The sequence below is a fragment of the Scardovia wiggsiae genome, from assembly GCF_051045985.1.
GTDB lineage: Bacteria > Actinomycetota > Actinomycetes > Actinomycetales > Bifidobacteriaceae > Scardovia > Scardovia wiggsiae.
Genome location: NZ_CP157350.1, coordinates 251,010 through 274,335 on the forward strand (window position 1 = coordinate 251,010; position 23,326 = coordinate 274,335).

Here is a 23,326-nt window from a genome sequence, read left to right on the forward strand (position 1 = left end):
AAAGTAGAAGGGTTGGCTTATGGCAGCTCAGGAGTTTACCGATCTTCAGCGTAAAAAGATAACTCAGGAAGCATATAATGATGAAAATTATATCTTAGGGACTGAGACTAGTATTGATAAAGGCAAAACCTCTTTGGGTACGGTCGTTAAGGTTGTCCGCGGACGTGACAATGTTGAGGGTGACGACCCTACCGGCCTGGATGCCGTTGCTATTAAAGATGAGAAAACGAAGACTATCCGCATAATCTTCCAGGGCTCACAGGGAAGTATGTTTAACAGCAAAGATTGGAGCGGCAATGATTGGCCGATGTGGGGCAAGCATATCGTTGACGGCAAGGGTGCTACTCCCCAGCTGGAGAGGGCAGCAGCGTTTACGAAGAAGGTACTGGCTGAGAATAAGGGGTACTCTTTTGAGGTTTATGGCCATTCTTTGGGGTCAATGGATGGGCAGTATGCCATTGCATCTTTGAGTACACAGGAGGCATCCCGTCTTAAAGGCGCGTGGCTGTATGAAGGGCCGAATGTTTATAATGTTTTGGACGATGAAAAACGGAGACGGGTGGACAAGTACAGGAATAAGATCAATAATTATCTTGATCACAGGGATATTGTCCCTTTCGGCTATGTAGATCCGGATCATGTTATTGGCAATACTTTTTATGTTGACAGCGCTTTTGCTGGCGGGAAAGATATTGGGGATTATATCGGCAGGCAGCATAATTGGGGAGGCTACCAGTTCACCAAAGACGGGAAAATTGTACTGGAATCCGATTCTATCAAAGATATGGAGCGTATTTCTATAAATACCTTAAAAGGGTATTATCCCAGTGCTATTGGGATGTACCGGCTTCCATCGAGTGAGAGGATATTTATAGATGCGATACAGGCCTGTGCGGTTGTAAAAGCTATTGATTCCCAGATAGATTCGTTGGAATTCCACATGCAGGCTTTGAAGGATAAAGCATTGGGGGAAGCCGAATCTGATTGGGCAGGTATAGTAAACAATCTACACGTGTGCTATGCATCCCACTTGTCCGACGAAGAAATCATCTCAGCTTTGGAGGCTGTGGGGTGGAGCAAAGAGGCATTTATGGGCAAAGTGAAAGAAAGCATAGATAAGTTAGAAAGGGCAGTGAAACAGGAGTGTAGGAAAATGCGTGATACAGGCGAACAGGTAAAAGCGGGCATTGCCAAACTGGTTGAGAAAGATAGCAGTCTTGGGAGGAATATCGAGAATTATAATATTGGCATTCTTCCTCAGCGCGGCCCTACCTTTGGGGGAAGGTAAAGATGGATAATTATATGACCCTCCCTATCTGCGATATCCTGGATCACAAGGATTGCCCGGAGTGTTCTTCCAGTGAGGAGCACCTGGAACATACTATGTATGATGTCCAGCGCAGTTTTGAGCAGGCAGAAGAACTTGCGCAGCAGAAAAGCAGGCTTATCGATGGATGGGAGGAAGCTTCAGCGAAGCTGTGCGAGCGTTTCCCCGATGCTGCATCCGGTATTATGGCATTTGCAGCCCCCTATCTGCAGTGGCTGCGGGACAATAATATGAGAGAGGTATCGCTTGCAGAGCAGCAGCGTGATGAAATAATCATTGAGATCAGAAGGATGGAAGAGCAGTCTATGGAAAAGAAGGGTAAACAGTAAAACAGAATAAATAATAATATTGTGTTAAACAGTTAAAACAGAAAGATATATTATGAATATTAATAAAGCATTGGTTTCGGATGTAGATATTCAGGATTACACCAAACGTAATGAGTATACTTTTGTGGGGCAGAGCGGTTCTGCACTTATTGAGCAAAGATTGATGAGGCTCAGGATGATATTCCCTGGAGGAATGTCAGATGTCCTCAGCGGGGCAATTGATGATTTTAACTCGGAGGTTAGCCTTATGGAGGGCTATCTTGAGGGTAAATTCAGCAAGGCTGCGAGGGAATCATATACCGAAAGGATCGGGAGCCTTCAAAAAGCACTGAAGACAGCAGAGAATGGTAAGTTACGGGCACCCTGCCGCGGCGCGCGCCCGTAGTTTATCCGTACCGTTGTGTACAATTCCTACTTGTAAACCACAGACCGTTGGTTGGGTATCCCCAACAATCGCAGATGCGGCCAGCGCAGGTTGAGAATAGGAATAAGCGGGTGCTGACCCGCGGTTTGTATGCTCTGCCTGTGTGCAGGGCTTTTTTATTGCCCTGGTCTGGTTTTCTGCGGACAGCAACGTGATAATAGGAAGGAAATGCCAATGAGAAGGCCCGAAAAGGGAGAGGTGATCTCCAAGCTTACGGATAAGTTCCGTGATGCTGATGCGATCTACCTCACCGAGTATCGCGGCCTGAGCGTTCCGCAGATCTCTGATTTGCGCGAAAAGCTTGGCAACGATACCACCTATAACGTCGCAAAGAACACGCTGGCACGTATTGCTGCGAAAGAAGCAGGCATTGAAGGCTTTGACGATATGCTCAAAGGCCCGTCTGCTATAACTTTCGTAAAAGGCGATTACGTTGAAGCCGCTAAGGTCCTGCGTGACTTTGCCAAAGATAACAAGCAGCTCATCGTCAAAGGCGGTTTCGCAGACGGGACCGTGTATGACGCTGAAGGTGTTGACAAACTCGCAGATCTCGAATCCCGCGAGACTCTTCTTGCTAAGATGGCTGGCGCCCTGAAGGGTACCATGTCTAAGGCTGCATACGCATTTGTCGCTCTGCCTACCAAGGCAGTCCGCACAGTTGATGCTTTGCGTGAGAAGCAGGAGAAGGCTGCCTGACTGCAGTGCGGTATTTCCATGTGAAAATATACGCACGCACATACAGCTGTATATAAAAGATGCAGGCATCCCGTAACGGGTGCCCCAAAAGAAAGGAAGCCGATTATGGCTAAGCTCTCTAGCGATGAGCTCCTTGATGCTTTCAAGGAAATGACACTTGTAGAACTCTCTGAGTTCGTAAAGAAGTTTGAAGAAGAATTCGATGTTGAGGCTGCTGCCCCTGTAGCCGCTGTTGCTGCTGCCCCAGCTGCCGGCGCTGCCGCTGCTGAAGAAGAAAAGACCGAGTTTACTGTAGTCCTTTCTTCTGTAGGCGACAAGAAGATCCCGGTAATCAAGGCTGTCCGTGCTCTGACCAACCTCGGCCTTGCTGAGGCTAAGGCCCTTGTTGACGGCGCTCCGGCAAACGTTCTTGAGAACGCAAACAAGGAAGACGCAGACAAAGCGAAGGCTTCACTCGAAGAAGCAGGCGCAACCGTCGAACTCAAGTAGTTTCTTCTTTAACAGGTTTACATTCCCCGGTATCTTGTACGGATATCGGGGTTTTATTTTTACAGGTGTTTTTTCTTTCTGCCGGGAGGAGTATGGGGCGGTATGGGACGCAGATCCATAGCCTGCACTGTAAATAGCTTTTGCCTGTTCCTATGTATACAGCCATGCCAGTTTTGCAGACTTTGCACTTATTCAGCGTTTTGCAGTGCTGTTCTGGAGGGTATGCCACAATTGTAGTGGAGACTTGTAAGTATTTCTAAGCGGAAGGCGTGGCATGGCAGATAACTCAGCTGGACCGGCTGAATGGGATATACGGGTAGGCAATAAAAATGTTGCACGGGTCCGGCCCGGCCAGTCCCTTGTCATCGGGAGGAAACCGATACGCCCTCTGCCCGAAGAGGAAGGCCGCACCCGCCTGGATATTATCGATGATACGAAATCGGTTTCAAAGCGCCATGCGCTTTTCACTGCTGATGAGGCAGGCAACGCAACCGTGGAAGACCTTGATTCCACTAACGGCACATATGTCGTTACTGCCAATGACGATCTGTGGCGGATAGTCGCGGATATCCCTTTTGACCTGCCTGCAGAAACTGTGCATCTGCAGCTGGGGGATGTCCCGGTGGATGCCGTCCCCGTTGTTGCATATGAAGAGCCTGAACCTGTTTCCCAGCCTATGGCGGCAGTATCCAGCCTGTTTTCATATGCATCATCGGTCCGTCAGGATGATGCCCATGGAGGTGTGAGGATGTCAGTAGATGACATCCTTGATGTGCGCCAGGGCGAACCGACACAGATGTTCCATGCTATGAAGCAGGATCCCAGCCCTTTCAGCCGCATACATGACACTGCCGTTAGCGGTGGCCGTGCCCGGAATGCAGGGGTCAGCACTGATGGAGAGCATGGCATGGAAACTGGCCAGTCCGCTGAAACTGGCCAGCCTGCTGAAACAGATGATGCCGGACGGCGTGAGCAGGATGGCAAAGCACAGCAGGGCGGGCAGCAGGCAGAGCATCATGATGCTGCGCCGCAGGACCCTGACCTCAAATACCGCCCGCATCCGCAGGAAGCTGACCCTTCTGAGACCGGGACGGCCGGCTCAGGGGCACCGGAATATAAGCCGGTATTTGAGCCGGGCTCTGTATTCGACCGCCTGTCGCGCGGAGAGTTCAGCCGCAAAGAAGAAACTGTTGAAGCTGGCGGATTCACCTCTGACGACGCGAAGCATACCGGGGATTTTGAAAAACAGTTTGAAATAGCCCGTCAGCCTAAGCTTCTGCGGTTCCTCGCACTCAATACAACATTGTACGGTGACCTTTATGCCTGGCTTGAGGCGCTGGGGGATGCGGATATTGATAAGGCTTTAAGAAATAATATTGGTTATAAGGCATGGCAAAAGCAGGAAGAACAGGACTCATGACCGGAAACGAAAACACTGCTGATAAGGAAACCTCTGCCGGTACTGCCACAGAGGAGAGGGCCTCAGTACGTGAAGCCGCACTTGATGCTATGCGTTCGTGGTACAGGGATTACCATGCGATCCACGGCACGACGCCTGTTGAAGATATCCTGCGCCTGCGCAGCCGTCTTGACATGGGCGGCGCCCATCCTGCGGGCATGTCGCAGTTCCTTGTCAATAAAAGCGTCCGGCTTGACAGCCTTTTCCGCGATACGGCATCTTTAACTGCCGGCGGGCGCCGGCTGGGACGTGTGCTTGCCGAAAGGGACGAAAACCAGAAAAATAACGGCGCAGCTTTCCTGTCAATGAGTATGGGCATTGCTACATGGGCCGGCAGCCGCCGTATGCCTATAGTCCTGTATCCCATTGAAGTGATCCCAGATGAAAACAGCAGTTCGCTGTTCCGCGCAAAAATATCTATCAGCGGTAATGCCGAGCTCAATGAAGTATTCGCTGCTGCTATGAAGAATGCCGGCGTGAGGCTTGAAGTCGATGATATACTCGACAGTTTTGAATATTCCAGCGTACTGGAAGAATCTGCACGGCTATACGAAGCGATCACACAGCAGGTGGGCGATAAGTTGCCGGATTTCGCCGTTGAGCGCGATATCATAATCGGCAATTTTATCCAGACCTCCACACTTGTGCTTAATGATGCCCGGTCGATCATCAATGATGAGATAAGCGGGGAAACCGGCAACACGGTACTGGACGCGCTGGCGGGCATTGAAGCTGCCAGGGAATCCCTCCGCCAGCCGGATATGCCCGGGTTCAGCCCTTTTGATGGTGATCCGCATGATGAGGTGGGCGCAGGCGATGTGGATAATGAAACGCGGTATGCAGCGCAGGCGGCGAATAACGGCCAGTCAATGGCGCTGCTGATGAGCGCCAACATGGATGCTGCCGAGAATGCCCTTGCTATAACGACCCGTATTGCTATGGGCGGGAAAACGGTTCTGTACGCTCCGGGGGTATCGTACCAGAAGCAGCAGTTTATCCATCAGGCTGCAGTGCATGGGGTTGATAACCTTGTTGCCGATATATCGGATAAAGGTTTCAACGCTTCTATAGACCGTCAGCTTATCAGCGCTGTAGGCTTTCAGCAGGGTACCGCAGGCAGCCATTTTGAGCAGGTCTCGGATGAGCTTGTGGGGATAAGGGCGCGCCTCAGCCGTTATCTGGGTGATCTCCACAGCACAAATGCAGTGTGGGGGGTATCTGCCTTTGAGACTTTGGAAAACCTCGCCAGGATATCCGCTTTGCCTATGCACCCTTCAACGCATGTGCGCTTAAAACCTTCCGCTGCGCATGAAATGATAGGCAGGGAAGAGGAGTGGGGCAAAAAGCTTGTCCGCCTGGGGCAGTTAGGCGGATATATCATTGGCCCTGATGATACCGCGTGGTACGGGGCATCCCTGCGCAGCGAAGATGATGCCATCAAAGCGTACCAGCGTGTAGTCGAATTGCTGGATACCCTTCTTCCCCGTATCCGGGAGCAGATACAGAGGACTGTAGAAACATGCGGTTTCCCTATTGCCCATAATGTACAGGAATGGTCACGCCAGGTGGCTGTCCTGTCTAATCTGCGCAGGGTGCTTGATGTGTTCCAGCCAGCTGTTTTCGAGCGGGATATAGATTCTATGCTTGAGGCGGTACGGCCTAAGGAAGGGCGGAAGGCTGACGGTACTGACCTCAGTTTCTGGGATCGCAGGAGGCTCACGAAAGAGGCCAAAAGCCTGCTCCGTCCCGGTGCCCGTGTGGACAGCCTGTATGATGCGCTTGCAGTGGTTGCTGAACAGGCCCAGCAGTGGCGTAATTTTGTGCCGCGCGGAGGCTGGCCGGTCCTTCCCAATAAACTTGATGATATTGTTGAGGCCCAGGAAAACCTTGAACGTGATATCACTGCCCTTGATGCCGTGCTGTCAGGTACGCCGGAAGGGGCGGGGCTCGAAAGTATGGAGTTCGTTGACCTTGAAAGCAGGCTGCGCAGGCTTTTTGATGACCACCGTGCATTGGATACCCTTCCTGAGCGTACCCGGCTGATGGATGAGTGCAGCAGCCTTGGCCTTGCAGAACTGGTCGAAGATTTCCGCAGCCGCCAGCTGGAGCCTCAGAATGCCCCCGCCGAACTTCTCCTGTCCTGGTGGACTACGGTTTTTGAGGATATAGTAAAGTCTTCCCCAATTATTTCCAATCAGGATGGTGCAACACTGTCGTCCGTTACGGAACGGTTTATACAGATCGATACTGAGCATGTGCGCAGTATCGGCGGTATGGTCAGCCAGGAACTCACCCGCCGCCTTTCGGAGATCCTTTATTCAAGGACCCAGGAGGCGAACCAGCTGCATACACTGCTGGCAAGCAGGAATTCTGTTGGCTTTGAGCGGCTCCATAATGAATATGGCGATATCATCAATGCTGCCAAGCCGATCATGGTGGCGACTGCAGCAGCGCTCGCTTCATCGACACCGTTAAAACAGCTTGCGGATGTTGCTGTGATCGATACTTCTGCACATACCCATCCTTTGGAGATACTCAGTATCCTTGCCCGGGCGAAAAGTGTTATAGTTATTGCGCATGAGAATACGGTTTCCTCTGAATCTGTCAGGGAACTTATACACCTGCTCCCCTCAGTAGAATCCCGTACCCGCGGGAGCTCACGGGATGCCCGTGATATACGGTTGAGTGCTTTCCTGCGCAATAACGGGTATAACAACGAGACCCCGTCGCTGGCAACTGATTTTGCCAGAGGCCGTGTTGCATACCACTTTGTGGCCGCGAACGGGATGGCGTCAACGTCTACCGGTGCTGTAGAAAGTACGGGAAGGGAAGTAGAAGCTGTTGCGGATATTGTTGAGAAGAAGTCCAGAGAACTTGGCCATATCCCTGCGTCATACAGGCTGTGCATCGTCTGCCTTACGGATACCCAGAGGATCCGCCTTGGAGCGGAATTGAAGTCCCGTACTGCAGGGCACAGTGATCTGCTGAATTTCGTCAGGCATATACAGATCATCACTATTGATCAGATTGCAGGCATGCGTGCTGCAGATGTGATCCTTTCTGTGAGCTTCGGCAAAAACAGCCAGGGTGTGCTGCTGCAGCAGTTTGGCGCTCTTGAGCGCCCGCATGCGGATGCTATGCTTCTTGACGCGCTGGCCCTGGCCGAGCATGACCTGGATATTGTCACTACGTTCAAGGCTTCAGATATGAGGGATGAGCGTATCCGCAGGGATGGCCCGCTGCTGCTTAAGCGGCTCCTTGCCTGGGCGCAGGAGCTGTCCGGCTCCGCAGAGGATATTGCTGATTATGCTTTACCATGCGAACATAGCGATGATTCTGAAGCGCTTCTGTCTGATCTCGCACGGCGTATCAGACAGCGCGGCTTGAACGTCAGCATGAATTATGGGTATAACCGCGGGGATCGCATACCGCTTGTTGTCGGTCTGCCGGACAAGCCTTATACGCTTGCTGTATGCACGGATGATGCGCGGTTTATGGATACCGCATCTGCGCGGGTACGGCACCGTTTTAACATTGAAAAGCTGGAAATGCTCGGATGGTCGGTTATGTACGTGTGGAGCGTCGGCATGTTCGTTGACCCCGATAAAGAAGTGGACCGGATAGTTGCGTACCTCGCCAATGCTTATGACGGGAAGTACAATGATAAAAATAAAGGGAACCATAAGGGCAACAGGGCTTCCGGCTCCGGCAAAGGCCCCGGAAGCGGTTCCGATACCGGCTCTGATGGCAATCCTGAGAAGGAGCCCGAAGTTTCCGGCAGGGATTCCAGCGGGGATGAAAGCAGCAGGCATTCCGGCAGGAGTTCCGGAAAGCAGCAGAGGCCCGGGAGCGGTTCCAGTACAGCTGCTCATGGAAAGGCTTCCTGAATCGTGAATATGATGGATACAGAGTCCGAAAGCCCTGCCGGCGTCAACTCCGGCAGCGGTAAGGCCAGGGACAGTGAAGCTGCCGGCAGCGGCGGGACCGGCCGTGCGCCTGTGCGTCGCAGGCATAAACGTGTTGTCCGTAAAGGGGCTGAGCTGTTTGATGCTGACAGCATGGACGGCTTATCAGGCGCATCAGTATCCGGAATGCGTGCTGCCGATGGGGATACGGTATACAGCAGCGGTGCAGGCTGGCGTGAAGCCGATGAAGAGGAACGGATCCTCAATGAGCTCCCTCCCCACTGGGGGATTTTTGACGCGGAAAAACGGTGAGGCGGAGGCCGGGGTGCCGTTTATTTTATTTTTATTTTTTTCTGCACTTTTGCGCGCTGTCCCAGACCGGCTGCTGCCTCAGTCACGGATATTAGTGATGACGATAGGCGGCGGAGTTTCTGAACGCATTATAGCCAGAGCATTTTTTACCGGCATGGCAAAGGAAACCGCTGCTTTAGGGTCGCTTTGGGCCGTCAGCGCGAATCCGCGGTTCTGGCCCTGCTGCGTTTTTACCACTATTGCGTCTTTTGCTATCAGGCATGTGCCGGCGGTTTCCGTATCGCCGCCGCTGTTATCGTAGCTGGCCGGAATATTGCTGTTCCCGCTGTCATCCGCGCCAGTATCAGTATTGCCATTCTCATCGCCTGCACCGCCCCCGTTATTATCGCCCTTGTTATTATCACCGCCGGTTTTATCCTGGCTGCCGGGGGTATCTGCGGCATCGGCTTTTTGGTGATCCTGCGGACTGCATGGTCCTGTACTCACAAGGTCTGCCTTCTGCCCGGGGGAGAGAGGCTGCACTGCGCTTGCAGGGGTGACGGATATTACGGTGTATTCCTTGGGGTACAGCGGCGCGTCGGTGATACTAGCCAGGAGTACGGGATCCCCCGCTTTCAAAGGTATTTTTGATATGCGTCCGGCTGCCTCGCTCTGGGTATGGGCTGTTTTTGCTGTAAGAGGGTTTGCCGGTATCCGTGAAGCTGTAATATCAGATGGCCGGAGCACAGTGCCCTGCGCAATATCATGCTTTGCAATAATAACAGTGTCGTGTGCGTGGAATGCCAGTATGCACTGCAAAATCCCCCATACAAGAAGCCCGGTCAAAACAGACATGGATATCCTGCGTATGATATAGCGGGCCCTGCGGGTTTCCAGATTTGTCGGGGCTTTGTATCTTGATCCGTTCCTGCGCCGGGGGTCCAGAGAACAGGATAATCGCGAGAATAAAACTGAAAAGGCCTTGCCGGCCTTACGGGACCGGGGATATCCTTCAGGCCTGGAGGATACTCCCGGCCGGGAGGACCCTCTATAATGCAGTGCCTCGCTGTGAAGCGCTTTCCTTTTGTTCATATCCCGCTTTCTGCGAGAATTTTTACGGGAACTGCCGGTTTTATGATACACATGCGCCAGCGTTGTCCTATCGAGGCTGCCCTCCCGCAGGCCCCTTATATCCCAGTTGCTGTATTGCCCGGACAGCACCGGCCTGTTGCCGGCTGCGGGCAGGCTGCTGCAGCTGGGATGGCTGTCGGGGAACCGCTGTAGTGAAGTCATACACACAGGTATACAGCAATCCCGTAGTGCATGCAGCCTTTCGGCGCTAATGTGGTCGGATGACAGACATGCCTGATATTTCCGGCGTGTTGCTATGTGGATAAGTTAATAGTGCCTGTGCAGGCCTATGCGGGCACAAGCCGGGACAGAGGCCTTACCCTTTATGGGATGCTGTGTCTGATGATCCGGAGCTTCTGTCAGTACGATAGAACCCATGTCCCCTGAAACTGATCGGCACAGCAGAATATATCTGGTGCACCTGGTCCTGTCCGCATCTGGGGCATCGAGTCAAAGGATCGTCATTAAAAGAGCGGACTTCGGTAAAATCATATCCGCAATTCCTGCAGCAGTAATGATATGTTGGCATTTTTCCCCTTAAACACAGCTTTGACAGGCTCCGGCCATTATCGGGCTTTTGCATGAGCAAACATGTCCCTAAACTATCCTAGTAAACCCATGGACTGAGGGATTTCCCGAGTCCTGGCGGAAGGAGGGGCTTATAGCGTGCATCCCCTTCCGGCAGCTGCTTCCGCAGCGTAAACCGTCATGAACCGAGAATACTATACATATATGCCGTCGTTTTTTCGTGAACTGTTTAGTGCGGACCATCATGTCCGTCCTGATCCCAGGCATCCTGACGATACCCATTTTTATCTCCCTGAACAGATCGGAGAAATGCAGGGAGGGGTCCTGAGCCGATATTATAAAATGGCCTATCCTGAGGGTATCCGCAATGATTATGACCCTTCTGATGCCATTTCCCTGCGCCCCATGCAGAGCAGCTTTGAGGATCAGTGGAATGCAGTCAGATGGCGTAATACCGGATGGCTTGACCCGTGGGAATCGGGGAACCCCCTGGCTGCTGCTGAAGGGCGGGATCATCCCGGGCTCACGTTCAGCAGCTGGGTACTGGGTATCCGCAGGTCAGAGAAGCAGGGCAGGGGCAGCACTTTTGCCGTATTCCACAGGGGAAGCCTGATCGGGCAGATCTCGCTGGGCGCTGTTACATATGGGGCTATCCGTTCCGGCATTATTGGGTACTGGATCGATCAGGCGCAGGCCGGACATGGGTACATCCCGCGCGCCGCAGCGGTTCTGAGCGACTGGGCTTTTTTTGATCCGGCGGGTCCCAGGCTTCACCGCCTTGAGATAGATATGATCCCTGAAAATACGCGATCGGTGCGTGTGGCACAGAAACTCGGCTTTACTGATGAAGGGGTCAGAAAACGGTATATGTATGTTAACGGGCGATGGCAGGACCATCGGATATTTTCGCTGCTTTCCGACGAGTTTCCCCGCGTATCATTAAAACCTTATAAATAATTGTGCGACACGCCGATAAAAACCGCAGTAAATGACAAGCGTGTGATTTAAGGTTAGATATATGGACATTGGATCGATGAGTGGAATTGTATTCATGCTTATCGTTCTCGTGACGCTTTTTGGCATTATCCCTCTTGCCACTAAGAAAGGGATGATGAATGCTGTGCAGCAGGATGAAGATGACGGCGAGCCGGTTTCGCTCCGTCCTGCTGAGGCCGCTTGTGAAGGAGACGGCTTCCGCAGTATTGAGGATTCGGGCGTCGTGGAGTCTGAAATAACAGAGATCAACAGGGATGCGCATCAACATGATGGAGGTTCTCATATGGATGGAGCTGCCCGACGGATTACGCAGGACTATATTGACAGCGTAAGGGAAAAAAGGCGTAAAGCGATCAGGCGCCGCAGAGCCGTAGCGGGTATCCTGGCCGTGCTTGCTGTGGTGTTCGCGGCAGTTGGCGTTATGCACAGGGTATTCTTACTATGCGCCCTTATACCGGCTGCTGTGTTAGCGGCAGTACTTTTTCTCGGAGCCCATGCTGCTTCGCAGGCACGCAAATGGGAGGACACAGTACACGCTGTAAAAAACAGGCCTGCATGGGAGAGCACCAGGCGGCATACCCTCAACCATAATATCCATATGGTGTCTGCAGGGGCGCGGGATTTCGGAGGTCCTTCAGAGGAGTTTGAAACTGAGACAGATGCTATGAGCCAGATGGAGATCCAGGAAGCCCTGACCCTTGCGATCCGCGAGCAGGGCACTGCAATCCGCCGCCGTTCCCTTAAAGAAGCAGGATCTTCCCATACGCCTGCTGTATATCCCTATGATGACGGCATAACTGGTACCAACGCCAGTGTTAATGCTGCCAGCACCGATACTTCTATCCCGGAGGCTGGCGGTACTGAAGATACTGCTTCATCCTTTGAGGTATCAGCATCTGATACTTTCCTCAGCAGTACTGCCGCTGCCGTCAGCAGCCGTGAGATCATATCCCGCCGTCAGGTGGCCCGGGCTGTCCCGCCTGCTGACCCTCCTGCGATCCCTTCCTCTGATATGGCTGCGGGCGTTCAGGCCCCCATACAGACATCAGACTCGCTTGGCACTGATATTGATGCAGTAATTGAGCGTCGCCAGTTTGCCGGCAGCAAAGAATAGGCTGACGCAGGTGTTATGCGTGATGGCGGCGGCTCTGGCGTTTCCTATATATTGTAACGCTTTCAGCATAGCTTTTAGCACTCGTGCTGATTGAGTGCCAGCCTCACGCTATTATAGGTTTTAGCGTTCAGTGCGGATGGGTGTTCGTCAGCTGCTCACTTGCCCGTACGCTGAAAAGAAAGAACACTTTTCGGAAAGGATGGTAACAGTGGCAATAACACTTAAGCCATTAGAAGATAAGATCATCATTAAGCAGGCCCCTGCAGAGACTACTACTGCATCCGGCCTTGTGATCCCTGACACTGCTAAGGAAAAGCCCCAGCAGGGCGAAGTCCTTGCTGTAGGCCCCGGCCGCCGTGATGACAAGGGTGAGCGCGTGCCGATGGATGTCAAGGAAGGCGACCGCGTCCTGTATTCCAAGTACGGCGGTACTGAAGTAACATATAAAGGCGAAGATTACCTGATCGTATCTGCGCGCGACGTCCTGGCTATCCTCCAGTAGCAGGATACGCGGCCGGATACACGGCCATGTGCCGGGAAGCGCAGTAAGCTGACAGGGGATGGCCGTTGATTTTCGGATCCCCTCTGCATATCAGCAGGGGGGATTTTTATATGCAAAGCTGTGTGGTGCTCCCTGTCAGATTCTGTGCCGCTTCCTATATCAGATTCTGAAACGCATGGGGTCCCCAGCTCCCCCCCCCAATTCCCCGGCACCCCTTAAAATAGTTGTGTGGCATACGATTTTAAGCACCGCGCAATAATCGATACTATTACCGGCTACCAGCAGGGCAGCGTTGTGCCCCGTATCCCGGGCGTGATCCCCTATAAGCTTTCCAGCAATGAGAATCCTTACGAACCTTTGGAAAGCGTAAAAAAAGTACTTGAGGAAAATGCCATACCGCAGATCAACAGGTACCCTGAAATGCGCTGCACTGATATATGCAGGCGTATCGCAGAGCTGAATAATGTTTCGCTGGATAATGTCGTTGCAGGCTCCGGCTCCACAGAGGTGATCGTCCAGCTGGTCAGCGTAGTTGCAGGAGCGGGCGATGAGATCATCTATCCGTGGCGCAGCTTCGAAGCTTATCCGATCATCATTGCGGCTTCAGGTGCTACAGGTGTGCCGGTGCCTCTGGCCTCTGACGGGCGGCATGATATTGATGCCATGATTGCCGCTATAAACAGCCGTACCCGCCTGGTCGTCGTGAATAACCCTAACAACCCTACAGGGGCTCCTGTAACCCGCGGCGAAGTATCCAGGCTTATGGATGCAGTGCCCGAAGATGTGCTTGTACTGTTTGATGAGGCTTATTTCCAGTTCAATACCGATCCTGAGCGCAGTATTGCCCGTGATATCTTTGATGAATACCCTAACGTGGTGATTGCCCAGACATTTTCCAAAGCGTATGGGCTGGCGGGGCTTCGCATAGGCTATGGTATTGCACAGCCTGAAATCGTCAGCGCTATGCTCAAAGTTGCGCTGCCTTTCGGTGTATCAGATCTGGCCCAGAAGGCAGCTTTGGCAAGCCTGGATGCCCTTGATGAGCTGCAGAACAGGGTGGATGCCATTGTGGCTGAACGTAAGCGTGTTATGGGGGCGCTTCGGGGCCAGGGCTGGCTGTCTGTCCCGGAATCGCAGGCGAATTATTTCTGGCTTCCGCTGGGCAGCAGGACTGCAGAGGCTGCCGCGAGGTTCCGTGCGCAAAGCCTTGCAGTGCGGGCATTTGACGGTGAGGGTATCAGGGTCTCCATTGGTGTCCCTGAGGCTAATGATGCAGTTATTGAGGTCTGTGCAGGACTGAGCGCCGATGGTTTTGTGCGGTAAATAGAAAAATTTTCCTGAATCCGGCATGTTGGACTTGCATAATTGCATAAAAAGTGGCAGACTAACAAAGTTGCCCATGCCATGAGCATCGGCAAAGGCGGATTTCCCAAGCGGTCAAAGGGAGCTGACTGTAAATCAGCCGCTATTAGCTTCAGTGGTTCGAATCCACTATCCGCCACGCCCCGATAGCTCAGTGGTAGAGCACTTCCTTGGTAAGGAAGAGGTCGCGAGTCCAATTCTCGCTCGGGGCTCCATAGCGGGATAGCTCAGCTGGCTAGAGCGTACGACTCATAATCGTAAGGTCGGGAGTTCGAGTCTCCCTCTCGCTACGAGGCAAATTGTGTAAGTGTAGTCCATAGCACACTATAGTTTAGTGTGCTTGGAACACTTAATACATTAATGAAAGGTGAACAATGGCAAAGAAGAGTGCCGATATTCGTCCTGGCATTACGCTGGCGTGCACCGTATGCAAGGAACGCAACTATATTACAACTAAAAACCGCCGTAATACCCCGGACCGCCTTGAACTGAAAAAATTCTGCTCCCGTTGCGGTAAGCAGACGCTGCATCGCGAGACCCGCTGATTCCCCGGTCTTTCAGAGGCGGCGGCAGTGCCATGCCGCATCAGTCCTGCTTTTATTGCCAGACACTGGAAAGGCTGTAAACAGGTCTGCACTGCGATGATCTGAATTGTGACTTTGCCCGGTTTTATGCCGGGTTTTATTTTTCCTGCTTCTTTTACCGCGGGCAGTTATTCGGATACGAACCGGGATCCCGGAATATGAACGGAATATCCCCAATATGCCGTGCTTTATCGGGGTTCTTGTGTACATTAGCGGAATATAACTTAAATTCCACCGCATATGGACAGCAGCAGAAACCGGGACGGAGGCTAGTATGGATATACTGCGCACAAAGTCAGTTGAACATTCGCTTGAAGAGACTGCGGAAAAAGGCAGGAGCCTTAAGCGTACTTTGAACGCATGGGATCTTGCAATGATGGGTGTTGCGGTCGCTGTGGGTGCGGGGATATTCTCTGTAGGTGCGCAGGCTGCAGCTTTCCATGCGGGGCCTGCTGTGATCATCAGTTTTATTATTGCCGGGGTAGTGTGTGCTGCAGCCGCATTATGCTATGCGGAATTTGCGTCAATGGTCCCTGTTGCAGGATCAGCGTATTCCTTCACCTATACCACAATAGGCGAGTTCATTGCATGGATAATCGGCTGGGATATGATCCTTGAAATGATGATGGCCGGGGCTGTGATTGCCAAGTACTGGGGTATATATCTGACCGATTTCACCAAACTCATGGGATGGGGCATTTCGACCCGCATCCATTTCGGTGCCGTTACCTTCGACTGGGCGCCCGCTGTGATCGTTACTTTTTTTACCCTTCTGCTGGTGCTGGGGACCCATCTGTCATCACGCATTGATGGGGCATTGACAGTACTCAAAATAGCAATCGTACTTTTTATTGTTATTGCCGGATTCTTCTACATCCGCTGGAGTAATTTTATTCCTTTTATACCGACGCAGGAACATCTTGCGGCGGGCGCATCCGGCGCAGTACCAGGGTCAGCAGTTGAGCAGCCGCTGTGGCAGTGGGCTACTCACATGACGCCTTCCATATATGGGGTGCCAGGGATACTTTCAGGTGCTGCCCTGGTCTTTTTCGCCTTTATCGGCTTTGATATTGTTGCTACCGCTTCGGAAGAGGCGAAGGACCCCGGCAGGACAGTGCCGCGCGGCATTATCCTCGGCGTCAGCATCGTTGTAGTTATGTATATACTCGTCGCATTCGTTACGACCGGCATGGTGTCGTATAAACAGCTGGCTGCTGCCAAAGACCCGTCGCTGGCAACTGCTTTTGAACTTGCGGGCGCACAGTGGGCAGCGAAAATTATTTCCTTTGGTATCGTTGTGGGCCTGACGACTGTGGTTATGGTGCTGCTCCTCGGCCTTTCGAGGGTCGTATTCGCCATGAGCCGCGACGGCCTTCTGCCAAGGGGGCTGTCAAAAACCGGGAAGCGCGGGACTCCGGTACTGCTTCAGATAGGCTGCGGAGTAATAATTGCAGTTATCGCCTCGTTCTTTGATGTCTCGATCCTGTCCGATATGGTCAACATCGGTACACTGTCAGCGTTTATGCTGGTAGCTGCTGCTGTGCCGATCATGCGCAGGAAACGCCCTGACCTGCACCGCACTTTTAAGGTCCCGGGAAGCCCGTGGGTCCCGGGGATCGTGGCACTGCTGTGCCTGTTCATGATGATCAACCTGTCCGTTCTAACTTGGCTGCGTTTCCTTGTATGGCTTGCCATAGGCTTGGCTGTCTATTTCGGCTATTCGTACAGGCATTCGAAGCTGAATAGTGAAACTGCCAATAATATAGGCCGATATAAATAATTATTGCGGACGATTCAGGCTGCATCAGACAGGTTGGGAAGGTCCCAGGTTGTCTGACAGCCGGAAAACTGCAGGTTATACAGATAACAGATTATACAGATAAATTATTAAAAAGATGGCCTGGCTGGCCGGCAGTCTGGCTGGGCAGAGGCGCGTTGCTCCTGACCGGCAGCCTCAGCCGCGGCAGCCCCGCTTAATGTGATGAAGATGATGAGGGCGATGATGATCCTGACTGCGAGTTTTTCAAAGCAGAACTTGAAGACTTCTCATCATATGTTTTTGTGATGATAGCCTCCCCATCTTCAGTGCAGATATTGAGCTTAAGATGCAGATCCTCCAGCTTTGTCTGCTGCTGGATCTGTTTGACAATCTGCCCTCCGATGGTTGCATACTGGTCGGCAAAAAGGTCTTTCTTGCTCCTGAGGTTCTGTTTGACTGTATCGAGAGGCTGTGAACCGAAGAGCGAGTTATTGAGGGTGACTGTCATAACAACAGTTTTGCCCTCGGAAGCCAGCGAAACCTTGCCGTCTTTGCCCATCTGGGTATTGGCAGTTTCAACCTGCTTTGTGATAGCAGGGGACGCTATATAATCAGCCAGTTTTTTGGCATCGGAAGAGGCCTGCCGGGAAGCTCCCGCAGAAGGCGAAGATGATGCGGATAAGGATGGTGTACCTTTTGGCTGCGAAGCAGGCTTTTGCTGTGACCCGCACGCTGCCATGCCCAGCAGCGCCGCAGAAGCAACGAATGCGGTTATCCCGCGGAAAATTATTTTAGGCATCTTGTGCATCGTTGGTCCTTCGATCTTGTTTTGTACGGCCTGTTGTATCCGCCGTATAGCATCCATAGCATTTTTAACATACGCTGCCAAGTATAGCAGGGGAAACGTATGGGCTGGGCTGGCATCAGGTGCTGCAGCAGTATCGCGGCATGGTGCTGCGACGCCAGCAGCATCTGACAGAGGATAAATCACTGCGGAAAGATAGGATAGTAACAGGAATAGTTGTGGAATTTGGAGCGTATTTATGACGGCAGGCCATCCTGATACTGTGGGCAGCAAGCCCGCTTCTTTTGCAGATATTACAACTATGCGTATCGGAGGGCGCATAGGGAAATTCATCCAGCCCACATCGCGCGCTGAATTTATCCTGTCCCTTGTTGATGCTGACAGCGAACACCTGCCTTTATGCGTTATTGGCGGCGGTTCCAACATGCTCGTCAGTGATGATGATTTCAATGGGGTCGTTGTGCGTGACGCACGCCGTAAGGTTTCCATACTGGATGAAGCAGTCCCGGCAGGGCCTGGGGAGCCGAAGCTGGTGCACGTTGAGGCAGAAGCAGGTACAAATTGGGATGATTTCGTGGAGTATACTGTCCGCATGGGAATGGAAGGCATTGAAGGACTGTCCGGCATCCCCGGGACCGTTGGTGCGAGCGTAGTACAGAATATCGGCGCTTACGGGCAGGAGGCGGCATCAGCGGTCAGCTCGGTACAGGTATGGGACCGGAAGGCCCAGAAGGTCATAAACCTTAAAAAAGAGGAAATGTGCTTCGGGTACCGGACGTCGCTGCTTAAAAAGACAATGTATGAAGGTATGGATGAGAGGACGAGCGGACGCACCCCCTCGCAGTATTTCCCCAGCCCGCGCTATATAGTCCTTTCAGTGGTTTTTGAGCTGAGGCATAGTGCAACAGGTGTGGTTGGCATGGCACAGCTGGCGGAGGCCCTGCAGGCCAGGGTTGGGGAACGTATTGCTGCGAGCGATATCCGTACCGCAGTACTGCAGATACGTACCGGGAAGGGCATGGTGGAAGACCCTTCGCGGTATGGGAATCCGTGGATGAAGGGGACAAAGGATACGGCAGAAGTCCATAATGCGCATCAGGCTGATGGGATACAGCCTGACTATGACCGCTGGAGCTGCGGCAGCTTTTTTGTCAATCCTGTTATCACCCCTGCCCAGGCTGATGCCGTTCTCCCAGTTGACGCCCCCCGCTTTGAATCCGCGCTTCCGGATGGCAGCGAAGGCATTAAAGCCTCGGCTGCATGGCTTATAGACCGTGCGGGGTTCCATAAAGGGTTTACCGTTAACGGCCGTGCTGCGCTGTCATCGCGCCATACGCTTGCTTTGACTAACAGGGGTGGCGCGCGTTCGGATGATATTGTCCGGCTTGCCCGGACAATTCGTGAAGGCGTACAGCAGGCGTTCAATATTGATCTCGTCCCCGAGCCGGTGTTTATAGGGCTGTAATGTATCATCGCTGTCTGCATGCGGGTGTTTCATTTTCACCGGTAACGCTACACTGTAGATAGAAGTTTTGAAACGGCAGCCGAAGCAGGAGGCATTATGGCGTACGTTATTGCGGAACCTTGCGTAGATGTGAAAGACCGTGCATGCGTTGATGAGTGCCCTGTTGACTGTATTTATGAGGGCCAGCGGACGCTGTACATTGATCCGAACGAATGCGTGGACTGCGGCGCCTGCGAGCCCGTCTGCCCTACGGAAGCCATATTTTATGAGGATGACCTTCCTGATGACTGGGTCTGGTATAAAGATGCCGCGGCCACCCTTTTTGATGAAGTAGGGGATCCGGGCGGTGCGCAGGCTTTTGGCATTATTGACCATGATGATCCGCGTATTGCTGAGCTCCCCGCGGATGTTAACGCGGAATATCTCAACAGCCATAGCCAGTGATCGCCCGATTGGCTCAGATACCCAGGCTTGCTGAGCCCTTCCCGAATTTTTCGCGGATCCTGTCAAGCGCAGATTCAATTTTCGCAGTATTTGGCACAGGGTTTTTACTTTTATTTTTACTTTTCTGATACGGCCCCTGCTGCAGAAGGCTTTGAGCGTTTTTGCTTGCTTCTGCCGCATCAGTATCGTGTCCGGAGCCGAGAGAGGCGTTGCAGGCATCCTTGTTTTCCCCGGCAGGTACCGTCACATCCCCCTCATCTAAATCATCTATGGAAGGCTGGTACATAGTCGAAGATGCAGGGGAAAAATGGGAGGTACTGACGCCAGCCAGCCGGATAAGCCGGGGCACTTCAGCGTCCTTCCCTTTTTCCGGCTGCTGCATTTTAAGGAGCCGGGCCAGGAGCTGACGGGAAATAGGGTATATCTGGGCGGCAGAATTCATCGGCTGCGTTACGGTCACTGATTTTGATATATGAGACAGGTCTGATAAGCGTAATTTTACCGTGACGGTACGGGCGTAGAGCTTTTTGCGGCGCAGGGTCGAAGCCACATCGTCGCAGCACCATCGCAGAAGCCCCGAAATTTTCAGCCAGCTGTTGGTATCTTCCGCGAATGTGCGTTCTGCGCCAATAGATTTTTCGGCCGCAGATACGACTACTTCACTTGACCCCAGCCCGCGTGCTGCCTGGTGAAGGTACCGGGCATGCGCTGCGGACCGGAGTGCGCTTGTGAGGCTGGATATGCTCATATCCGCCAGCTGCTTCACAGTGGATATCCCCCAGGCTGATAGGGCCCGTTCGGTGGAAGGGCCGATCCCGGGGATTGCCCGTATGGGCATCATCTGGATAAATTCGGCCTGCCGGGACTGGGGGATCATGAGCATGCCGTCCGGTTTCGCATTTGTTGAAGCAAGTTTGGCAATAAGCTTATTTGATGCGATACCTACGGAACAGGTCACTCCAATGCACCCCCTCACCGTCCGGCGTATCCACGCCGCTATTTCGCGCGGGTCTTTCCACTGCAGTAACGCACCTGAAACGTCCATATAGCATTCATCTACAGATACTTTTTCGATTCTGTCGGTGATCCGGGCGAATATTCCGAAAACCTGACTGCTCATGCTGCGGTAGTACTGCATATCTACAGGGAGGAATATGCCCTGAGGGCAAAGCCTGTGTGCGGTAGCAGCCGGCATGGCTGAGTTGACGCCGAATTTCCGGGCTTCATAGCTGGCTGCAGATACTACCGCCCGGCGGCCTGTCCCTATGATCACAGGTTTCCCTCTGAGCTCAGGATGACGCACTATCTCGCATGAGGCATAGAACGCATCCATATCGATATGCAGCACAGTACATCCGCTGATATCATCGCCCCAGTCATGCTTGGCGGATTCAAGGCGCGGCGCAGTACTCATGCTGCCAATTTTAGACCGGGTGTATGGAACTGTCAGGAGGGGGTGCAGGGGAGGGATACCGGCGGCTGCCCTGTCTGCCGCCATTTGTATGCTGAGGATATAGTGCCTTGGGTTTTTATACCGTAGACATAGTGAGTTATGAGTTTGAGATCATATATAAGATGCGGGGATGATTTGTAATGAGGATCAAAATCCGGGAGTTAAAGCAGCAGCTTAACACCGAGATCCAATTGATGGACAGGAAGTCCAGTGAGTGCCGCCAATGGCTATCGCGGTTTTCTGTATTTGATCTGCAGTCGTATGAGCTGCAGGGGGAGGCTTATACGGCGCTGACATCCAGGATCCATTCGCATTCTGAGTTCCTGCGTTCCCAGTCGCTGCTTTTTGATGCTGTTAAAAAAGGTGACAGGAAAAACCTTGCTGCGCTGGGTGAGTTGCGTCCGACCGAACCTGACGGCTCTGTGGATACAGGCCATCTGGAACAGCTGATCAGCGATATGCAGAGCCGTACTTCGCATCTGGAGGATATGTGCGGCAGGGCGCGATCCCTTTTGAATTCAGCAGAGGGCAATGCCGCGGCTGACAGCCTGGCGGAGGCGACTGAACATCTTAATGCGGTGTGTGAGGCTGCTGCCCGGGGATACAGGGATGCCCTTGAGCGGGTGCACCGTTACATAAATATATCATCAACGTTTTATGCAGATGTCCAGAACCTTATCCCTGTTATCTCACAGGCGTCCGCTGCCGCCCGTGCGATAGCGGAAGGCCGGGATGCTGATATGGCATGGGCAGAGGCTGTAGATAACCAGTGGGGTGTTGCCGTACAGTCTGAAATGAAGAAATATATGACCGGAGAGGAGTGGGAGGCATATAAGAAGGCGGTTGCTGACGGCTGGCAGGCTTCTGATTTCTATAGAGCTGGAAAAGGGGAGAAGGATCCCGCGAAGAATAATAAGGCATTATGGAAGGGCCTGGCGAAACTTCCATCGTGGCTGCTCACATCCGGGATGGCATCTGCTGCTGTGAAAGCCATGGAAAACATGGCTAACGGCAAATATACGAAGTTCAACCCGGATGTCAAATCCTTACAGGAGGCAGTGAGATTCCTTTTTGCAAGGGATGGCTCAAAGAGATCTTCTTTTGCTAATGTTCGCCTGTATGGGTATAAAAAAAGTGCGCTGTTAGACTGGGTGACAGGCGCATCTAACTCCTTTACTCGTAATACACTCATGGTTTCAACAGATAAGGGGGATCCTCACGCTCCTTGGGTGGGACGGGCTATGGTTAATAATATCCTGAATTTGATAAAGAACATTAAGCCTGTTTGGGTTAGGCTTGATACTGGTGAGATCACTAAATCTATCTGGGGCATCACCCCTGTCGGTTTGGGTATAAATCTAAGTATTATGTTGCCTCCTCAGAAGAGTACAAGCTCGGCACGTATGGTCATCATAGGAGTAGAACCGCATCTCTCACACGTGATAACTGCTGAAAGCAAACCGGATGGGACAACCGCAAGCTTATCGCATATGTATGTAGCAATGTCAGGAGGTATGGGAGACCTTATCAATTTTGCGCATAATCTACAAAATATTAAAGGACTTGCGGGTTGGGATGTAGTGGGAGCTTCAGGGCACGCAGCATTTAATAAGGGCTTTGGAGAGGTGAAGAGTTTTATTGCTAAACAGCTGCCTAAGCTTGTCGGTAAAACTGTAGAAGCATTTACGATCCTGCAGGATTTTGCCAGTGACGTAATGGATGAAGAACAGAACAGGAAGCGTGCGGATAAAGTGAATAAGCTTAATGATGCCCAGCTTTTTTATGACCGCAAGGAGATATTCAATGATATGGGAGTTATTTTCCGATACAAGGGTATCCATGGGGAGCATGATGAAAACTATGTAGATCCAATAGCTCAGATGCTTTCCAAACCTGAGGTACAAACTAAAATCAAGCACGCTATAGAAATGTATAACCGGTTACATCCCGGGAAAAGGTATCGTTTTTCGGAATTCACTCAAGATATTAAAAAGAATCTTTTAGATATACCCGAGGCATCCGATAAAAGCAAACTTGTGAGGACGAAGGATTTCATTGATTGGACAGGGAGATACGCGAATCTGGTGTATAGGAGAGATGTGGTGGATAGTGACGGGGTTGTCCACCATAAAGGAGACAAAGTGGTGCTGGGGAATCCTCCTAGTAATTTTGGGTATATAAAGGGGGCAGATATGGAATATAAGGATTATATGTTTGCTTCGGGTCAGGGGGAGTGATAGAAATGTTGTCTGATTGTGAGTAT

22 protein-coding genes and 3 tRNA genes are annotated in these 23,326 nt (G+C 52.1%); 21 read left to right on the plus strand and 4 right to left on the minus strand.

Annotated elements, in window-relative coordinates:
- The first annotated feature begins 19 nt into the window (after positions 1 to 19).
- The 8 genes from ABKA16_RS01005 (at position 20) to ABKA16_RS01040 (ending at position 8,941) form a co-directional block, all read left to right on the plus strand.
- Entirely contained in the window at positions 20 to 1,288 is a 1,269-nt protein-coding gene (locus ABKA16_RS01005; protein WP_380999635.1) for a DUF2974 domain-containing protein, read from the plus strand.
- Positions 1,289 to 1,290: 2 nt separating this feature from the next.
- Complete coding sequence (locus ABKA16_RS01010; protein ID WP_380999633.1) at positions 1,291 to 1,656, plus strand: hypothetical protein; 366 nt, start codon at positions 1,291 to 1,293, stop codon at positions 1,654 to 1,656.
- Positions 1,657 to 1,708: 52 nt separating this feature from the next.
- Positions 1,709 to 2,041 (plus strand): hypothetical protein, encoded by a 333-nt coding sequence (locus tag ABKA16_RS01015; protein WP_380999631.1) that lies wholly within the window; start codon positions 1,709 to 1,711, stop codon positions 2,039 to 2,041.
- A gap of 213 nt (positions 2,042 to 2,254) precedes the next feature.
- Positions 2,255 to 2,776, plus strand: coding sequence for a 50S ribosomal protein L10 (rplJ, locus tag ABKA16_RS01020; protein ID WP_380999629.1), 522 nt, complete (start codon positions 2,255 to 2,257; stop codon positions 2,774 to 2,776).
- Between the two features lie 105 nt (positions 2,777 to 2,881).
- On the plus strand, positions 2,882 to 3,265 hold the full coding sequence (gene rplL, locus ABKA16_RS01025; RefSeq protein ID WP_007147655.1) for a 50S ribosomal protein L7/L12: 384 nt from the start codon (positions 2,882 to 2,884) through the stop codon (positions 3,263 to 3,265).
- 274 nt (positions 3,266 to 3,539) lie between these two features.
- On the plus strand, positions 3,540 to 4,685 hold the full coding sequence (locus ABKA16_RS01030; RefSeq protein WP_380999627.1) for an FHA domain-containing protein: 1,146 nt from the start codon (positions 3,540 to 3,542) through the stop codon (positions 4,683 to 4,685).
- The gene (locus ABKA16_RS01035; RefSeq protein ID WP_380999626.1) at positions 4,682 to 8,611 is read left to right on the plus strand and encodes a helicase; all 3,930 of its coding nucleotides are present in this window, start codon (positions 4,682 to 4,684) and stop codon (positions 8,609 to 8,611) included. Before ABKA16_RS01030 ends, ABKA16_RS01035 begins: the two co-directional genes overlap by 4 nt.
- Positions 8,612 to 8,620: 9 nt before the next feature.
- Complete coding sequence (locus tag ABKA16_RS01040) at positions 8,621 to 8,941, plus strand: hypothetical protein (RefSeq protein WP_007147652.1); 321 nt, start codon at positions 8,621 to 8,623, stop codon at positions 8,939 to 8,941.
- Positions 8,942 to 9,019: 78 nt separating this feature from the next.
- Here the strand turns inward: ABKA16_RS01040 and ABKA16_RS01045 are convergent, their stop codons facing one another.
- On the minus strand, positions 9,020 to 9,775 hold the full coding sequence (locus ABKA16_RS01045) for an SAF domain-containing protein (RefSeq protein ID WP_380999624.1): 756 nt from the start codon (positions 9,773 to 9,775) through the stop codon (positions 9,020 to 9,022).
- A 288-nt stretch (positions 9,776 to 10,063) separates the two neighbouring features.
- Here ABKA16_RS01045 and ABKA16_RS01050 point away from each other — a divergent pair, with 288 nt between their 5' ends.
- A complete protein-coding gene (locus ABKA16_RS01050; RefSeq protein WP_380999622.1) occupies positions 10,064 to 10,204 on the plus strand; it encodes a hypothetical protein in 141 nt (46 codons plus the stop codon).
- A 163-nt stretch (positions 10,205 to 10,367) separates the two neighbouring features.
- Here ABKA16_RS01050 and ABKA16_RS01055 read toward each other — a convergent pair whose 3' ends face one another.
- Positions 10,368 to 10,580: an FmdB family zinc ribbon protein gene (locus tag ABKA16_RS01055; protein WP_081482457.1), complete on the minus strand. Its 213-nt coding sequence runs from the start codon at positions 10,578 to 10,580 to the stop codon at positions 10,368 to 10,370.
- A 203-nt stretch (positions 10,581 to 10,783) separates the two neighbouring features.
- On the opposite strand from ABKA16_RS01055, the gene ABKA16_RS01060 reads away from it, so the two are divergent.
- The 9 genes from ABKA16_RS01060 to ABKA16_RS01100 all read left to right on the plus strand — a co-directional run bounded on the left by ABKA16_RS01060 (position 10,784) and on the right by ABKA16_RS01100 (position 16,917).
- Positions 10,784 to 11,536 carry a GNAT family N-acetyltransferase gene (locus ABKA16_RS01060; protein WP_380999620.1) on the plus strand — a complete coding sequence of 251 codons (753 nt, stop codon included), beginning with the start codon at positions 10,784 to 10,786 and terminating at the stop codon, positions 11,534 to 11,536.
- Between the two features lie 76 nt (positions 11,537 to 11,612).
- Entirely contained in the window at positions 11,613 to 12,689 is a 1,077-nt protein-coding gene (locus tag ABKA16_RS01065) for a hypothetical protein (RefSeq protein WP_380999618.1), read from the plus strand.
- A gap of 208 nt (positions 12,690 to 12,897) precedes the next feature.
- A complete protein-coding gene (gene groES / locus ABKA16_RS01070; protein WP_007147647.1) occupies positions 12,898 to 13,191 on the plus strand; it encodes a co-chaperone GroES in 294 nt (97 codons plus the stop codon).
- A 228-nt stretch (positions 13,192 to 13,419) separates the two neighbouring features.
- Complete coding sequence (locus ABKA16_RS01075; protein WP_380999617.1) at positions 13,420 to 14,514, plus strand: histidinol-phosphate transaminase; 1,095 nt, start codon at positions 13,420 to 13,422, stop codon at positions 14,512 to 14,514.
- A gap of 96 nt (positions 14,515 to 14,610) precedes the next feature.
- Positions 14,611 to 14,692, plus strand: a tRNA-Tyr gene (locus tag ABKA16_RS01080).
- A gap of 1 nt (position 14,693) precedes the next feature.
- Positions 14,694 to 14,768 (plus strand) — tRNA-Thr (locus tag ABKA16_RS01085).
- A gap of 1 nt (position 14,769) precedes the next feature.
- Positions 14,770 to 14,843, plus strand: a tRNA-Met gene (locus ABKA16_RS01090).
- Positions 14,844 to 14,927: 84 nt separating this feature from the next.
- Positions 14,928 to 15,098, plus strand: a complete 171-nt coding sequence (gene rpmG / locus ABKA16_RS01095; protein ID WP_007147645.1) for a 50S ribosomal protein L33 — start codon at positions 14,928 to 14,930, stop codon at positions 15,096 to 15,098.
- 313 nt (positions 15,099 to 15,411) lie between these two features.
- Positions 15,412 to 16,917 carry an amino acid permease gene (locus tag ABKA16_RS01100; protein ID WP_380999616.1) on the plus strand — a complete coding sequence of 502 codons (1,506 nt, stop codon included), beginning with the start codon at positions 15,412 to 15,414 and terminating at the stop codon, positions 16,915 to 16,917.
- 193 nt (positions 16,918 to 17,110) lie between these two features.
- On the opposite strand, the gene ABKA16_RS01105 is transcribed toward ABKA16_RS01100, so the two are convergent.
- On the minus strand, positions 17,111 to 17,695 hold the full coding sequence (locus tag ABKA16_RS01105) for a DUF4854 domain-containing protein (protein ID WP_421672054.1): 585 nt from the start codon (positions 17,693 to 17,695) through the stop codon (positions 17,111 to 17,113).
- Positions 17,696 to 17,939: 244 nt separating this feature from the next.
- On the opposite strand from ABKA16_RS01105, the gene ABKA16_RS01110 reads away from it, so the two are divergent.
- Together ABKA16_RS01110 and fdxA are read left to right on the plus strand one after the other, a co-directional pair.
- Positions 17,940 to 19,166 carry a UDP-N-acetylmuramate dehydrogenase gene (locus ABKA16_RS01110; RefSeq protein ID WP_380999613.1) on the plus strand — a complete coding sequence of 409 codons (1,227 nt, stop codon included), beginning with the start codon at positions 17,940 to 17,942 and terminating at the stop codon, positions 19,164 to 19,166.
- Positions 19,167 to 19,262: 96 nt separating this feature from the next.
- Positions 19,263 to 19,610 (plus strand): ferredoxin, encoded by a 348-nt coding sequence (fdxA, locus tag ABKA16_RS01115; protein WP_380999612.1) that lies wholly within the window; start codon positions 19,263 to 19,265, stop codon positions 19,608 to 19,610.
- Positions 19,611 to 19,623: 13 nt separating this feature from the next.
- Here fdxA and dinB read toward each other — a convergent pair whose 3' ends face one another.
- Positions 19,624 to 21,024: a DNA polymerase IV gene (gene dinB / locus ABKA16_RS01120; RefSeq protein WP_380999611.1), complete on the minus strand. Its 1,401-nt coding sequence runs from the start codon at positions 21,022 to 21,024 to the stop codon at positions 19,624 to 19,626.
- Between the two features lie 179 nt (positions 21,025 to 21,203).
- Here dinB and ABKA16_RS01125 point away from each other — a divergent pair, with 179 nt between their 5' ends.
- The gene (locus tag ABKA16_RS01125; RefSeq protein ID WP_380999609.1) at positions 21,204 to 23,300 is read left to right on the plus strand and encodes a hypothetical protein; all 2,097 of its coding nucleotides are present in this window, start codon (positions 21,204 to 21,206) and stop codon (positions 23,298 to 23,300) included.
- Positions 23,301 to 23,326 lie beyond the last annotated feature (26 nt).

Excerpts from the sequence above, each read along its gene's own strand:
- ABKA16_RS01005 (WP_380999635.1), top strand. The coding sequence starts at position 20 with ATGGCAGCTCAGGAGTTTACCGATCTTCAGCGTAAAAAGATAACTCAG.
- ABKA16_RS01010 (WP_380999633.1), top strand. The coding sequence starts at position 1,291 with ATGGATAATTATATGACCCTCCCTATCTGCGATATCCTGGATCACAAG.
- ABKA16_RS01015 (WP_380999631.1), top strand. The coding sequence starts at position 1,709 with ATGAATATTAATAAAGCATTGGTTTCGGATGTAGATATTCAGGATTAC.
- rplJ (WP_380999629.1), top strand. The coding sequence starts at position 2,255 with ATGAGAAGGCCCGAAAAGGGAGAGGTGATCTCCAAGCTTACGGATAAG.
- rplL (WP_007147655.1), top strand. The coding sequence starts at position 2,882 with ATGGCTAAGCTCTCTAGCGATGAGCTCCTTGATGCTTTCAAGGAAATG.
- ABKA16_RS01030 (WP_380999627.1), top strand. The coding sequence starts at position 3,540 with ATGGCAGATAACTCAGCTGGACCGGCTGAATGGGATATACGGGTAGGC.
- ABKA16_RS01035 (WP_380999626.1), top strand. The coding sequence starts at position 4,682 with ATGACCGGAAACGAAAACACTGCTGATAAGGAAACCTCTGCCGGTACT.
- ABKA16_RS01040 (WP_007147652.1), top strand. The coding sequence starts at position 8,621 with ATGATGGATACAGAGTCCGAAAGCCCTGCCGGCGTCAACTCCGGCAGC.
- ABKA16_RS01045 (WP_380999624.1), bottom strand. The coding sequence starts at position 9,775 with ATGTCTGTTTTGACCGGGCTTCTTGTATGGGGGATTTTGCAGTGCATA.
- ABKA16_RS01050 (WP_380999622.1), top strand. The coding sequence starts at position 10,064 with ATGCGCCAGCGTTGTCCTATCGAGGCTGCCCTCCCGCAGGCCCCTTAT.
- ABKA16_RS01055 (WP_081482457.1), bottom strand. The coding sequence starts at position 10,580 with ATGCCAACATATCATTACTGCTGCAGGAATTGCGGATATGATTTTACC.
- ABKA16_RS01060 (WP_380999620.1), top strand. The coding sequence starts at position 10,784 with ATGCCGTCGTTTTTTCGTGAACTGTTTAGTGCGGACCATCATGTCCGT.
- ABKA16_RS01065 (WP_380999618.1), top strand. The coding sequence starts at position 11,613 with ATGAGTGGAATTGTATTCATGCTTATCGTTCTCGTGACGCTTTTTGGC.
- rpmG (WP_007147645.1), top strand. The coding sequence starts at position 14,928 with ATGGCAAAGAAGAGTGCCGATATTCGTCCTGGCATTACGCTGGCGTGC.
- ABKA16_RS01100 (WP_380999616.1), top strand. The coding sequence starts at position 15,412 with ATGGATATACTGCGCACAAAGTCAGTTGAACATTCGCTTGAAGAGACT.
- ABKA16_RS01105 (WP_421672054.1), bottom strand. The coding sequence starts at position 17,695 with ATGCCTAAAATAATTTTCCGCGGGATAACCGCATTCGTTGCTTCTGCG.
- ABKA16_RS01110 (WP_380999613.1), top strand. The coding sequence starts at position 17,940 with ATGACGGCAGGCCATCCTGATACTGTGGGCAGCAAGCCCGCTTCTTTT.
- fdxA (WP_380999612.1), top strand. The coding sequence starts at position 19,263 with ATGGCGTACGTTATTGCGGAACCTTGCGTAGATGTGAAAGACCGTGCA.
- dinB (WP_380999611.1), bottom strand. The coding sequence starts at position 21,024 with ATGAGTACTGCGCCGCGCCTTGAATCCGCCAAGCATGACTGGGGCGAT.
- ABKA16_RS01125 (WP_380999609.1), top strand. The coding sequence starts at position 21,204 with ATGAGGATCAAAATCCGGGAGTTAAAGCAGCAGCTTAACACCGAGATC.